14 protein-coding genes are annotated in these 11877 nt (G+C 70.4%); 7 read left to right on the top strand and 7 right to left on the bottom strand.

The annotated features are described in order from the left end of the window. The first annotated feature begins 1 nt into the window (after position 1). From ACQPWU_RS14985 to ACQPWU_RS14995, 3 genes are read left to right on the top strand one after another with little or no spacing between them, the layout of a single operon-like run. Positions 2 to 853, top strand: coding sequence for an ABC transporter permease (locus ACQPWU_RS14985; RefSeq protein ID WP_433440297.1), 852 nt, complete (start codon positions 2 to 4; stop codon positions 851 to 853). After that, positions 850 to 1881, top strand: coding sequence for an ABC transporter ATP-binding protein (locus ACQPWU_RS14990; protein ID WP_433445215.1), 1032 nt, complete (start codon positions 850 to 852; stop codon positions 1879 to 1881). The genes ACQPWU_RS14985 and ACQPWU_RS14990 overlap by 4 nt, the downstream gene beginning before the upstream one ends. Then, positions 1878 to 2126, top strand: a complete 249-nt coding sequence (locus tag ACQPWU_RS14995; protein ID WP_433440299.1) for a hypothetical protein — start codon at positions 1878 to 1880, stop codon at positions 2124 to 2126. The genes ACQPWU_RS14990 and ACQPWU_RS14995 overlap by 4 nt, the downstream gene beginning before the upstream one ends. Here ACQPWU_RS14995 and ACQPWU_RS15000 read toward each other — a convergent pair. Then, positions 2115 to 2585, bottom strand: coding sequence for a molybdopterin-dependent oxidoreductase (locus ACQPWU_RS15000; RefSeq protein WP_433440301.1), 471 nt, complete (start codon positions 2583 to 2585; stop codon positions 2115 to 2117). The genes ACQPWU_RS14995 and ACQPWU_RS15000 overlap by 12 nt on opposite strands. 337 nt (positions 2586 to 2922) lie before the next feature. On the opposite strand from ACQPWU_RS15000, the gene ACQPWU_RS15005 reads away from it, so the two are divergent. Continuing rightward, positions 2923 to 3471: a DUF1062 domain-containing protein gene (locus ACQPWU_RS15005; RefSeq protein ID WP_433440303.1), complete on the top strand. Its 549-nt coding sequence runs from the start codon at positions 2923 to 2925 to the stop codon at positions 3469 to 3471. Between the two features lie 60 nt (positions 3472 to 3531). Here the strand turns inward: ACQPWU_RS15005 and ACQPWU_RS15010 are convergent, their stop codons facing one another. From ACQPWU_RS15010 to ACQPWU_RS15035, 6 genes are read right to left on the bottom strand one after another with little or no spacing between them, the layout of a single operon-like run. After that, positions 3532 to 3906: a VOC family protein gene (locus tag ACQPWU_RS15010; protein ID WP_433440305.1), complete on the bottom strand. Its 375-nt coding sequence runs from the start codon at positions 3904 to 3906 to the stop codon at positions 3532 to 3534. Positions 3907 to 3916: 10 nt separating this feature from the next. Then, on the bottom strand, positions 3917 to 4879 hold the full coding sequence (locus ACQPWU_RS15015; protein WP_433440307.1) for a branched-chain amino acid ABC transporter permease: 963 nt from the start codon (positions 4877 to 4879) through the stop codon (positions 3917 to 3919). Next, positions 4876 to 5736: a branched-chain amino acid ABC transporter permease gene (locus ACQPWU_RS15020; RefSeq protein ID WP_433440309.1), complete on the bottom strand. Its 861-nt coding sequence runs from the start codon at positions 5734 to 5736 to the stop codon at positions 4876 to 4878. The genes ACQPWU_RS15015 and ACQPWU_RS15020 overlap by 4 nt, the downstream gene beginning before the upstream one ends. Next, complete coding sequence (locus ACQPWU_RS15025) at positions 5733 to 6392, bottom strand: ABC transporter ATP-binding protein (protein ID WP_433440311.1); 660 nt, start codon at positions 6390 to 6392, stop codon at positions 5733 to 5735. The genes ACQPWU_RS15020 and ACQPWU_RS15025 overlap by 4 nt, the downstream gene beginning before the upstream one ends. Then, complete coding sequence (locus ACQPWU_RS15030; protein WP_433440313.1) at positions 6389 to 7144, bottom strand: ABC transporter ATP-binding protein; 756 nt, start codon at positions 7142 to 7144, stop codon at positions 6389 to 6391. Before ACQPWU_RS15030 ends, ACQPWU_RS15025 begins: the two co-directional genes overlap by 4 nt. A 3-nt stretch (positions 7145 to 7147) precedes the next feature. Next, positions 7148 to 8326 carry an ABC transporter substrate-binding protein gene (locus ACQPWU_RS15035; RefSeq protein ID WP_433440315.1) on the bottom strand — a complete coding sequence of 393 codons (1179 nt, stop codon included), beginning with the start codon at positions 8324 to 8326 and terminating at the stop codon, positions 7148 to 7150. A 90-nt stretch (positions 8327 to 8416) separates the two neighbouring features. Here ACQPWU_RS15035 and ACQPWU_RS15040 point away from each other — a divergent pair, with 90 nt between their 5' ends. From ACQPWU_RS15040 to ACQPWU_RS15050, 3 genes are all read left to right on the top strand, one after another. Then, on the top strand, positions 8417 to 9223 hold the full coding sequence (locus ACQPWU_RS15040) for a PaaX family transcriptional regulator (RefSeq protein WP_433440317.1): 807 nt from the start codon (positions 8417 to 8419) through the stop codon (positions 9221 to 9223). A gap of 96 nt (positions 9224 to 9319) precedes the next feature. Then, positions 9320 to 10765 (top strand): acyl-CoA synthetase, encoded by a 1446-nt coding sequence (locus tag ACQPWU_RS15045; RefSeq protein ID WP_433440319.1) that lies wholly within the window; start codon positions 9320 to 9322, stop codon positions 10763 to 10765. Positions 10766 to 10771: 6 nt separating this feature from the next. Next, positions 10772 to 11872: a 5-methyltetrahydropteroyltriglutamate--homocysteine S-methyltransferase gene (locus ACQPWU_RS15050; RefSeq protein ID WP_360702674.1), complete on the top strand. Its 1101-nt coding sequence runs from the start codon at positions 10772 to 10774 to the stop codon at positions 11870 to 11872. The last annotated feature ends 5 nt before the right edge of the window (positions 11873 to 11877 follow it).

The raw sequence follows: 11877 nt of genomic DNA on the forward strand, positions 1-11877 counted from the left end.
AATGGCCACTTCCGAGCGCGTTGACCGGGTGAACCCGCCGGGCGGGTCCACCCGGGACTCGTCCCGTCAGGTTTCCGGCCGGCTGCCGTGGATGCTGGTGCTGCCCGCCATGGTCGGGCTGGCCTTCCTGGTGTTGCCGCTGGCCGGGCTGCTGATCCGCGCGCCCTGGTCCACGCTGCTCCAGCGGCTGGCCGAGCCGCATGTGCTGGAGGCGTTGCGGCTGTCGTTGGTGTGCGCCACTGTCGCCACGGCCGTGTGCCTGCTCCTCGGCGTGCCGCTGGCCTGGCTGCTGGCCCGGGTCTCGTTTCCCGGGCGCCGGGTGGTCCGGGCTCTGGTCACCGTGCCGCTGGTGCTGCCGCCGGTGGTGGGCGGCGTGGCGTTGCTGCTGGTGCTGGGGCGGCGCGGGCTGGTCGGGCAGTGGCTGGAGGCCACGTTCGGGATCACGCTGCCGTTCACCACGGCCGGCGTCGTCATCGCGGAGGCGTTCGTGGCGATGCCGTTCCTGGTGATCAGCGTGGAGGGGGCGTTGCGCGGCGCCGACCAGCGCTTCGAGGAGGCAGCCGCCACGCTGGGTGCCTCGCGCTGGACGGTCTTCCGCCGGGTCACGCTGCCGCTGATCATGCCGGGTGTGGTGGCCGGGGCGGTGCTGTGCTGGGCGCGGGCGCTGGGCGAGTTCGGGGCCACGATCACGTTCGCCGGGAACTTCCCCGGCACGACCCGTACGATGCCGCTGGCCGTCTACTTGGCGCTGGAGACCGAGCCGGAAGCGGCCATCGTACTCAGCCTGGTCCTGCTGGCCGTCTCGGCGATCATCCTGGCCAGCCTGCGTGATCGGTGGGTGAACTCGCCATGACGCTGCGCGCCCGCCTGGCCGTCACCCGGCCCGCCTTCACCCTCGACATCGCCCTGGAGGTCGCCCCGGGCGAGGTGGTGGCGCTGCTCGGCCCCAACGGCGCGGGCAAGACCACGGCCCTGCGAGCCCTGGCCGGGCTCACCGCTCTGACGGAGGGCGAGATCAGCCTGGATGGGCGGTCGTTGCACACCCTGCCCGCGGAGAGCCGCCCGATCGGCATGGTCTTCCAGGAATACCTGCTCTTCCCCCACCTTTCCGCCCTCGACAACGTGGCCTTCGGGCCGCGCTGTCAGGGCGTGTCCAAGGCCGAGGCCCGCCGTGTCGCCGCCGCCCTGCTGGAGCGCGTCGGCCTCGCGGACCGCGCCGGCGCCAAGCCCCGGCACCTGTCCGGCGGTCAGGCCCAGCGCGTCGCGCTCGCCCGCGCCCTGGCCGTACGGCCCCGCCTGCTGCTGCTCGACGAGCCGCTGGCCGCTCTGGACGCGCACACCCGGCTGGAAGTGCGCTCCCAGCTGCGCCGCCACCTGTCCGACTTCGACGGCGCCACCCTGCTGGTGACCCATGACCCGCTGGACGCCATGGTGCTGGCCGACCGGCTGATCGTCATCGAGCACGGCGCCATCGTCCAGGAGGGCACCCCGGCCGAGGTGGCCCGCCATCCGCGCACCGACTACGTCGCCCGCCTCGTCGGCCTCAACCTGTATCGCGGCCGGGCCGACGGGGCGCGGGTCAAGATCGGCGAACTCCTGTTCAACACCTCCGAACACCTGGAAGGGCCCGCGTTCGTCGCCTTTCCGCCCGCCGCCGTCGCCCTTTACCGCTCTCGCCCCGACGGCAGCCCACGCAACCTGTGGCAGGCCCGCATCGAGGGCATCGAACGGCACGGCGACAACGTACGCGTCCACCTCGACGGCCCCATCACCGCCTTCGCCGACATCACCCCCGCCGCCCTCGCCGACCTCGACCTGACCCCCGGCCAGACGATCTGGGCGTCGGTCAAGGCGACCGAGACCCATGCGTACCCGGCATGACCTCCCGAGCGGCGACGCACAACGCCATCTGCCTCGGCGGGCCGTGCCACGGCCTGCTCACCCGCATCGACCAGGACATCGGCATCCTGGCCATTCCCGTCCCGCGTCGGTCACCCGAGGAGCCCGAGCTGAGTGCCGACTACCGCGTCACCCGCGAGCGGGTCTGCTATCACGGTCAGCACGAACCGTACATCGCCCTGCACTGGGCCGGTGAACCTGGCACCTGCGGCTGCTCATCCCCATAACCGGTCGTCGGCGCAGAGCTTGATCTCCACGACCTGGCTGATGTGCCGGCCGCCGCAGCGGTCCCCGGGCATCACCAGGTGCGGGCCCTGCTCATCGAGATCCAGGCAGTCCATGGCGACGGCAAGCAGCGCCGCGGTGTTGCCGAACTCGGGGTCGATCTCGCCCCACGAGAGCACCGCGCGGTGGCCGTCACGTCCCAGCACCGAGATGAGGAAGCGCAGCCGGTCCTTGCGCTCGTCCTGATCGAACAGCGGCCCGGCGGCCTGGAGGACGTCGACGAGCAGCGGCCCGGTGAAGTGGTGGCGCCGCAGCCCGGAGGTGCGGCATTCGAAGCTCACCGTCGTCTCCCGCTGCGGCATCGACCGCAGCGTGGCCACGCTCAGCGTGGTCGGCGTGCGCACCTCCCCTGAGAGCGTCGTCAGGCCATCCGTACGAAGATCGATCGACTTGGGCTGCACCGGCCCCTCCTCGCCATAGACCGCCTGGTTTCCGCATGCCCACACTACGAGAGGGGCACACTCATTTGCAGGCCCATGTCTCCTTGCCTATCGCAAATGCGATGGATAGAGGGTCAAAGGCATGGCGAATGAGGATACTGCCCCCAGGAAATGGGTGGCCTCGCCGGCCCGTCCCCCCTACCGTGCAACCGGACCTTCTTCGCGACCCACCCACGAGAGGACTTCACCCCGCGTGACGCCGCCTGCTCTTTAGACCTGACACCTTCCCCGTGCATCGGTCGCCGACGTCGCCGTCGGCTCTTTTCCCCATGCCTTCCGTCAGGTCTTCAGAGAGATCATGTCTACGCGTCCTCATATCGTGCTGCCCTGGACCGTTCGGCGCACGCGCCTCCCCCTGCTCGCGCTCCGCTGCGTCGACTGCCGTTCCGGCCTCGCTAGCACCGGCGACGGGAAGTTCCGCGTCAATGCCAACGGCAAACTCCTCGACGTCTGGCTCCTGGTCGCCTGCGTTTCCTGCGACCGCACCAGCAAAATCACCGTCCACGATCGCGTCCCGGTCCGGTACGTGGATCCGATCCTGTTGGAGGGCTACTTCGGCAACTCCTCTGCCCTCGTCGCCCGCGTCCTACTCGACCCGCTGATCGCCCGGCGCAACCGGTTCGCCCTGGAGTGGGACTCCTGCTGGGAACTGCTCGCCCCGTCCCCTCCTGAAAGCCCCTGGCCCGTCCAGGTTTCGGTCATCTTCGACGACCCCGTGCCCCTTCGCCCCGAACGGCTCATCGCCCAGGGACTGGGCATCAGCCGCGGGGAGATCGCTCGCCGCGTCAAGATCGACATTCCGCTGAACCGCAGAACTCACAGGGACTTCTCGTTCGTCCTGCTATGAGCCGCCGCCGCCGTGGGCCTGAGCCCACGGCGGCCAAAGTTTGCCGGTGCGGGACGATGCTCAGGTCAGGCGGGCTCGCAGGAGGCAGAATTCGTTGCCTTCCGGGTCGGCCAGGACGTGCCAGGGCTCCTCGCCGGTCTGGCCGACGTCGGCCGGGCGCGCCCCGAGCTTCAGGAGGCGTTCGAGCTCGGCGTCCTGATCGCGGTCGGTGGCGTTGACGTCGAAGTGCAGCCGCGGGTTGCCCGCCTTGGGCTCGGTAGTGGGGCTGAAGATCAGAGTCGGCTGCAATCCGCCGAACCCTTCCCGTGGTCCGATCTCCACCGCGCCGTCGTCCTCGGTGTCGAGCACGATGAAGTCCAGCACCTCGCACCAGAACGCCGCCAGCCGTTGCGGATCCCGGCAACCGATCACCAGCTCGGAAATGCGACAAGCCATGATCGGCACCTTACAGGGCATCCCGCTTCCGCGACAGGCGGCCCGAAAGGGCGGGCAGCAGGCCGTGCGGCAGGAAGAGCACGACCAGGATGAGAACGAGCGCGTACACGGCGTACGACAGCACGCTGGGCGCGTACGACGGCATGCCCGGCAGCGCGGCCAGGCTGTTCAGCCCCTGCACGAGCAGCGTGATCGCGGCCGCCCCGACCACGGCGCCCCAGATCGTGCCCAGCCCCCCGACGACGGCCATCACGATGTACTGGATCGAGATGAGCACCGGGAACGACCCCGGCGCCACGTACCCGGTGTAGAAGCAGTAGATCCCGCCCGCGAGCCCCGCGAACGCCGCCGACAGCGCGAACACGACCAGCTTGTACCGCCCGACGGGGATCCCCGAGGACGCGGCGGCGGTCTCGCTGGTGGCCAGCGCGCGCAGGGCGCGGCCCGGCCGGGAGTGGATGACGTTGCGCGTCACCAGCATCACCAGCGCCAGCCCCGCCCAGGTCATGTACGCGTACGCGGCCGCGGAGCCCGCCTCGAACGACCCGGCCGCGAACTGCGGGATCGCCTGCAGCCCGATGTCCCCGCCGGTGATCTCCAGCTGCCCGGCCAGCGAGAGCAGGATGAGCTGCATGGCCAGCGTGGCGAATGCCAGATGGTGTCCGCGCAGCCGCAGCAGCGGCACGCCGATCACCAGCGCCGAGGCGGCCGCCACGACGGGCGCGGCGACCAGCCCGGCCAGGGGCGGCGCGCCGTGAAGCGCCGGCAGCGCGGCGGTGTAGGCGCCGACGGCGTAGAAGGCGCCCTGGCCCAGGGAGACCTGCCCGGCGTACCCCATGAGCAGCGACACCCCGACCGTGACCATCGCGGCCAGGCCGAGCAGGATGTACACGGCCAGCGCGCTGTCGTCGAGCACCGCGGGCAGCGCCAGCGTCACGGCGGCGACCAGCAGCCCGGCCCCCAGTCGCATCATGTCGGCTCCTGTGAGAGGGCCGAGCGCCGGCTCGCCTGAACGATCATCACGACGATCATGAGACCCAGCGCCACCTCCAGCTGGTGCGACCCGTAGCCGTACCCCGCGGCCATGGTCTCGGCCACGCCCAGCAGCAGCGCGCCGGCCAGCGTGATCACAGGCCGGGTGAGCGCGCCGAAGACGGCCGCGGCGAAGGCGTTCACGATGAGCGTGACGTCGGTGTCGAACGAGATCGGCCGCAGCGGCGTCACCAGCACCCCGGCGATCCCGCCGAGCAGCCCGCCCAGCGCGAACGCCAGCAGCCCCATCAGTCGCGTGTCGATGCCGACGACGCGGGCGGCGTACGGGTTGGACGCGCACGCCGTCAGCGCCTTGCCCAGGTAGGTGCGCCCGAAGAAGAGCGCGAGCAGGACGAACGCGGCCGCCGTCACGCCGATGACCAGCAGGTGCTGCGTCTGGATCCGCGCGCCCGCCACCGTCACCGAACCCGCGAGCCCGGCCGCCGAACGCGGCTGGTCGCCCCAAAGGACGATCTCGACGGCGTACGCGAGCACGCCCACGCCGAGCGTGACGATCAGGGACGACAGCGGCGTGGTGCCCCGCCTGCCGATGGCGGCCAGCCCGGTCAGCAGGCCCGCGAGCGCCGCGACCAGGGCGGCGGCCACCTCGCTCAGCCCGTGCGGGAGCCCGAGCCCGAGCAGCGAGGACGTGCACAGCCCCGCCACGACCGCGAACGTGCCCTGCGCGAAGTTCACCACCCCCGTGACCCGGTGGATCACGACCAGGCCGCTCGCGATGAGCGCGATCGCGCACCCGACGGCGAGCCCGTTCAGCAAGTACGTGAGGAAGGCGCTCATGTGATCGCCCCGCCCAGGTACGCGCCGGCCACCCGGGGGTCGTCGGCCAGCTCGGCGCACTCGCCCTCGGTCACCACCCGCCCTGACTCCAGCACGTACGCCCGCCCGCACAGCTCGAACGCCAGCCGCGCGTTCTGCTCGATGAGCAGCACGGTCAGCCCCTGCTCCCGGTTCAGCTCGGCGAGGTGCTCGGCCAGGTCGGCGGTCACGGTGGGCGCGAGCCCCAAGGAGAGCTCGTCCACCACCAGCACTGAAGGACGCGACATCATGGCGCGCCCGAACGCCACCATCTGCTGCTCGCCCCCCGACAGCACCCCCGCTCGCCGCCCGGCCAGCTCGGCCAGCCGGGGGAGCAGGTCGTAGACGTACGAGGGGTCGCGCTCGCCTGACCGCCAGCCGCCCAGCACCAGGTTGTCCGCGACCGACAAATCCGGAAACAGCTGGCGGCCTTCCGGGATGAGCGCCAGCCTGCCCCCGATCCCGACCGTGCCCGAGGTGGGCTGGAGGACCCCCGCCAGGGTGTTGGCCAGCGTCGACTTGCCCGCGCCGTTCGGGCCGAGCAGGGCGACCATCTCGCCCCGCCGTACCGTGAGCGTGACGTGTTCGAGCGCGGTCGCGGTGCCGTACGAGACGACCAGGTCCCTGACGTCGATCATGAGGCCTGTCCGAGATAGGCGGCCAGCACCAGCGGATCGGCCCGCACCTCGGCGGGCGAGCCGTCCGCGATGACCCGGCCCAGGTCGAGCACCACGACGCGGTCGGCCAGCCGGGTCACGAACGCCACGTCGTGCTCGATGAGCAGGATCGTCAGGCCGTCCGCGCGCAGCTCCTCCACCAGCGTGGCGAGCCGCTCGCGCTCCTGGCCGCGCAGCCCGGAGGCGGGCTCGTCGAGCAGCAGCAGCCGGGGCCGCGCGCACAGGGCGCGGGCGAGCTGGAGCGCCCGCTGCTGCCCGATGGGCAGCAGGCCGGCGGGCCGGTCGGCCCACTCGGTCAGCCCCACCCGGCTCAGCACGGCGTCCGTCTCGGCGGTGATCTCCCGCTCGTCGCGCCGGTGCCGCGGCAGCCGCAGCGCCGCCGACACGAACCCGGCACCGGTACGCCCGTGCATCCCGACCATGACGTTCTCCCTGACCGTCATGCCGCGGAACACCCTGGCCGCCTGGAACACGATCGACATGCCGAGCCGGGCCCGCCGGTGCGGCGCGAGCCGGTCCACGCGGTGCCCGAGGAACGAGATCTGGCCGTGGTCGGCCGTCAGATGGCCGGTGATCAGGTTGAACAGCGTGGACTTACCCGCCCCGTTCGGCCCGATGACGCCGCAGACCTCGCCGTCCGCGACGGCCAGCGAGACGTCGCGGACGGCGTAGACGCCCCCGAAGGAGCGGGAGAGGCCGGTGACCGTCAGCACGCGCTACCCCGCGCCGACGGTCTTGGCGAGCTGCTCCTTGGCCCAGTCGGTGGGAACGAACTTCCCGTTCTGCACCGTGTTGACCGAGATGAACTCGGGGGAGAGCCCGGAATGGTCGGTGGGGGAGTAGCGGAATCGGCCGTTCGGCGTGACCAGGTCCATGCTCTCCAGCGCCTGCTGCACCTTGGCCTTGTCGGTGCTGTTCGCCTTCCTGATCGCCTCGAAGAGCAGCAGGCTCGCGCTGTAGCCGTCCTGCGCGAACTGCGGCGGCGGGTAGCCGTGCTTCTGCTGGTACGGCTCGGCCATCTGCTCGATGACCTGCTTCTGCTTGCCGTCGGGCAGGTGCTCGCCGACGACGCCGATGGCGCTCTGCACGGTCATGCCCTCGGCCGCGCCGCCCATCGGCTCCAGCCACAACTTGCTGGCCTGCGACGCGGTCAGGAACAGCGGCGTCTTGAGCCCCGAGGCCACGTACTGCTTGGCCGCCGTCACGCCCGGCGCGCCCGAGCCCCAGAACACCAGCGCCTCGGCGGCGGAGTCGCGCACGTGGGTGAAGAGCGGGCTGAAGTCGGAGGTCGTGGTCTCGTACGGCTCGTCCACGGCGATCTTCACCCCGTACTTGGACGCGAGGGCGACCATGGACTTGTGGCCGGAGACCGAGTAGGCGCTCTTGGAGTCCCAGGCCACCGCGACCGTCTTGATGCCCTTGGCCTGGATGTACTGCAGGTAGCGCTCGGCGTACATGCTGGACAGGGCGGGGGTGACGAAGACGTACGACTTGATCGGCTCCACCTGCTCCTGCGCCGGGGCCAGCGACAGGTACGGCATCTTGTCGCGCTGGGCGAGCGGCTCGACCGCGAGCGCCGAGTTGGAGAACACCGGGCCGATCAGCGCGTCGATCTCGCCCTTGATCTGGTTGTAGGCCACGATGCCCTGGTCAGGAGCGGTCTTGTCGTCGCGCGCGACCAGCTCCACCTTGCGGCCCAGCAGCCCGCCCTGCGCGTTGACCTGCTCGACCGCCAGCTCGACGGCCTTCTTGTCCTCGCTGCCCAGCGGGGTGTAGTTGCCGGTCAGGGAGACGATGAGGCCCACCTTGATCGAGCCTGCGGCGCTTGAGCCGCCGCCTCCACACGCGGCCACGGCTAACGCGAGACAAACCAGGGACGGGAGCAGCCTGCGCATCAGGACCCTCCAAGCTGGGATGTGGCCCTGAATGTAGGCAGCTATATTACGGCTGTCAATGGAATGCCCAATATTCGGGGGAAGGTTCACATGCGGCCACAGTCGGTGATTCTGACGTTCCTCGGAGATCACGTATACGGCCGCGGCATCTGCGTGTCCTCGGGGAGCTTCATCGAGGCGTTCGCGAAGGTCGGCATCTCGGAGGAGGCGACGCGCTCGACGCTGACCCGGATGGTCCGCCGTGGCCTGCTGCGCCGCCAGCGCTCGGGCCGCCGCATGTACTTCGGTCTCACCCCGACGAGCACCGAGGTGCTCAAGGACGGCGAGCGCCGCATCTGGCACAGCGGCGTCGTCAACGACGCGGACGAGGACCGCTGGACGCTGATCGGCTTCTCGCTGCCCGAGTCGTGGCAGCGGCAGCGGCACGAGCTGCGCTCGCGGCTGGTCTGGGCCGGGTTCGGGCCGCTGCAGAACGGCCTGTGGATCGCGCCCGGCGACGTGGACGCCGCCCACGTGATCGAGGACCTCGGCGCGAACGTGAAGGTCTTCTCCGCCGAGCCCAGGCACCCGACCGACATGCAGGCGCTGGTCAGGGACGCGTACGACCTGGCGGGCCTGGGCGAGCGCTACCGCGAGTTCCTGCGGCGCTGGGACCAGGCCGATCCCGCGCCGGACGCGCCCGACGACCTGGCGCGCTCGCTGACGCTGCTGACCGGCTGGCTCCAGATCATCAGGACCGACCCGCGCCTGCCGCTGCGGTACCTGCCGCACGACTGGCCGGCGGAGAAGGCGCAGCGGGTCTGCCACGCGCTGCACGAGCGGTTCAGGCCGGAGGCGGTGCGGATCGCGGAGCGGCTTCTCGACGGCGTACCCGATGAAACTTGGGCAGAATGGTGACAGCAATCGCATAGTGGCCTAACTTGATGGCTTGAGCGTCAAGGAGTGCCGATGCGGAATCAGGGGATTGGCTCGTGGCCGGCACGCAGGGCTCGCATGACGCCCGAGCGCGTTGCGCTGACGTACCGGGGACGCGACCACACCTACGGTGAGCTGCGCGAACGGACGTACCGGCTGGCGTCCGCGCTGGGCGTGGGGCGCGGCGAACGGATCGCCTTCCTCGGGGTCAACCAGCCGGCGCTGGTGGAGACGTTCTTCGCGGCGGGGCTGCTGGGGGCGGTGTTCGTCCCGCTGAACGCCAGGCTGGCCAGGCCCGAGCTGCGCTTCATCCTGGAGGACGCGCAGGCCTCGGTCCTCGTGCTGGGCGAGGAGCAGGACGGCGACGGGCTCCCGGGGCGTCACATCACGGCAGCCAGCTATGAGGCGCTGGTCGCGTCCGGCTCGCCCGAGCCGATCGACGAGCCGGTGCGTCAGGACGACGTGTGCCTGATCATGTACACGTCCGGGACGACCGGACAGCCCAAGGGCGCCATGCTGACCCACGCCAACCTGACCTGGAACACCTTCAACCTGCTGGTCGACGTGCCGCTCGCGCACGACGAGGTCACGCTGGTCAGCGCGCCGCTGTTCCACATCGCGGCGCTGGCCCAGACACTGATCCCGACCGTGCTCAAGGGCGGCCGTGTCATCCTGGAGCCCTCGTTCGACGTGGACAGGACGTTCGACCTGATCGAGGCGGAGCGGGTGACGGTGATGTTCGGGGTGCCGTCGATGTTCGGCTTCCTCGCGCGGTCGCCGCGCTGGGCGGAGGCCGACCTGTCGAGCCTGCGGCACCTGCTGTGCGGGGGCGCGCCGGTACCCGAGCCGCTGATCCGGATATATCAGGATCGGGGCCTGACGTTCCTCCAGGGGTACGGCATGACCGAGACGGCCCCCGGCGCCCTTTTCCTCGGCGCGGAGCACTCGATCACCAAGGCGGGCTCGGCCGGGGTGCCGTGCTTCTTCTCCGACGTCCGGCTGGTCACGCCCGACGGGTCCGCCGCGGGCCCCGGCGAGCCGGGGGAGGTGTACGTACAGGGCCCCAACGTCATGCCCGGCTACTGGCGGCGGCCGGAGGAGACGGCGAAGGTGCTGTCGGCGGACGGCTGGTTCCGCTCGGGGGACATCGGCGTCGCCGGCGATGACGGCTACGTGCGCATCTCCGACCGGCTCAAGGACGTGATCATCTCCGGTGGCGAGAACATCTATCCCGCCGAGGTGGAGAGCGTGCTGTACGAACATGCGGCGATCGCCGAGTGCGCGGTGATCGGCGTGCCGGACGAGAAGTGGGGCGAGGTGGGCAAGGCCCTGGTCGTCGTGCGGGATGGTTCGGAAGTCGAGGCGGGGGAACTGCTGGCGTATCTGGACGGCCGCCTGGCGCGCTTCAAAATCCCGAAATATCTGCAATTCGTGCCCGAATTACCCAAGAATGCGGCAGGCAAGCTGCTCAAAGCCCCACTCAGAAAGCTCTACGGGACCGACCTCCACGATCACAGGAGATGATGTTCAATGCGCACCTCGCCGCCGTTCCGCGCGGACCACGTCGGCAGCCTGCTCCGCCCGCCCGCGCTGCTCCGCGCCCGCGAGACCCTCACGGGCGACGCGCTGCGGGAGGCCGAGGACGAGGCCATCCGGGAGGTGGTACGCAGGCAGGAGGAGATCGGGCTGCAGAGCGCCACCGACGGGGAGTTCCGGCGGGCGTCGTGGCACATGGACTTCATCTACCGGCTGGGCGGGGTCGGCCAGGCCGCCGACGAGAACATCACCGTCCGCTTCCACAACGAGCAGGGCGACATCGAGTTCACCCCGGCCGCGCTGCGTGTGCACGACCGGATCAGGCTGAACGAGCCCATCTTCGCCGACGACTTCACGTTCCTGCGTGACACGGCGACCACGGTGGTGCCCAAGCTGACCATCCCCTCGCCGAGCATGGTCCACTACCGGGGCGGGCCGGCGGCCATCGACCCCAAGGTCTACCCCGATGTCGAGGAGTTCTGGCGCGACCTCAGCACGGCCTACGCCGAGCAGGTGCGCAGGATCGGCGCGCTCGGGTGCACGTACCTGCAGTTCGACGACACGAGCCTGGCGTACTTGAACGACCCTGCCCAGCGGGCGGAGCTGGCCTCCCGGGGCGACGACGCCGAGCACATGCATCTGCGCTACATCAAGCAGATCAACGCCGCTCTCGCCGCCAAGCCCGCCGGAATGACGATCACCACGCACATGTGCCGGGGGAACTTCCGGTCCTCGTGGGCCGCCTCGGGCAGTTATGACTTCGTGGCGGAGGCGCTGTTCAGCGAGCTGAAGGTGGACGGGTTCTTCCTGGAGTACGACGACGAGCGCTCCGGGGGCTTCGAGCCGCTGCGCTTCGTGCCGCCCGGGAAGATGGTGGTGCTGGGGCTGGTCACCACCAAACGGGGCGAACTGGAGTCGAAGGACACGCTCAAGCGGCGGATCGACGAGGCCGCCAAGTTCATCGACCTCGACCAGCTCTGCCTGTCACCGCAGTGCGGCTTCTCGTCCACGGTGGAGGGCAACGAGCTCACGGCCGACCAGCAGTTCGCCAAGCTCCGCCTGATCGTCGAGACGGCGCAGGAGGTGTGGGGCTGACCGCC

Origin of the sequence: Nonomuraea sp. CA-141351, assembly GCF_050944675.1 — a bacterium.
Classification (GTDB): Bacteria; Actinomycetota; Actinomycetes; order Streptosporangiales; family Streptosporangiaceae; genus Nonomuraea.

What these genes read in the sequence shown, in the direction of transcription:
- ACQPWU_RS15010 (WP_433440305.1), bottom strand. Translation starts at nt 3,906, where the DNA reads ATGGCTTGTCGCATTTCCGAGCTGGTGATCGGTTGCCGGGATCCGCAA.
- ACQPWU_RS15015 (WP_433440307.1), bottom strand. Translation starts at nt 4,879, where the DNA reads ATGATGCGACTGGGGGCCGGGCTGCTGGTCGCCGCCGTGACGCTGGCG.
- ACQPWU_RS15035 (WP_433440315.1), bottom strand. Translation starts at nt 8,326, where the DNA reads ATGCGCAGGCTGCTCCCGTCCCTGGTTTGTCTCGCGTTAGCCGTGGCC.
- ACQPWU_RS14990 (WP_433445215.1), top strand. Translation starts at nt 850, where the DNA reads ATGACGCTGCGCGCCCGCCTGGCCGTCACCCGGCCCGCCTTCACCCTC.
- ACQPWU_RS14995 (WP_433440299.1), top strand. Translation starts at nt 1,878, where the DNA reads ATGACCTCCCGAGCGGCGACGCACAACGCCATCTGCCTCGGCGGGCCG.
- ACQPWU_RS15005 (WP_433440303.1), top strand. Translation starts at nt 2,923, where the DNA reads ATGTCTACGCGTCCTCATATCGTGCTGCCCTGGACCGTTCGGCGCACG.
- ACQPWU_RS15040 (WP_433440317.1), top strand. Translation starts at nt 8,417, where the DNA reads ATGCGGCCACAGTCGGTGATTCTGACGTTCCTCGGAGATCACGTATAC.
- ACQPWU_RS15020 (WP_433440309.1), bottom strand. Translation starts at nt 5,736, where the DNA reads ATGAGCGCCTTCCTCACGTACTTGCTGAACGGGCTCGCCGTCGGGTGC.
- ACQPWU_RS14985 (WP_433440297.1), top strand. Translation starts at nt 2, where the DNA reads ATGGCCACTTCCGAGCGCGTTGACCGGGTGAACCCGCCGGGCGGGTCC.
- ACQPWU_RS15045 (WP_433440319.1), top strand. Translation starts at nt 9,320, where the DNA reads ATGACGCCCGAGCGCGTTGCGCTGACGTACCGGGGACGCGACCACACC.
- ACQPWU_RS15025 (WP_433440311.1), bottom strand. Translation starts at nt 6,392, where the DNA reads ATGATCGACGTCAGGGACCTGGTCGTCTCGTACGGCACCGCGACCGCG.
- ACQPWU_RS15050 (WP_360702674.1), top strand. Translation starts at nt 10,772, where the DNA reads ATGCGCACCTCGCCGCCGTTCCGCGCGGACCACGTCGGCAGCCTGCTC.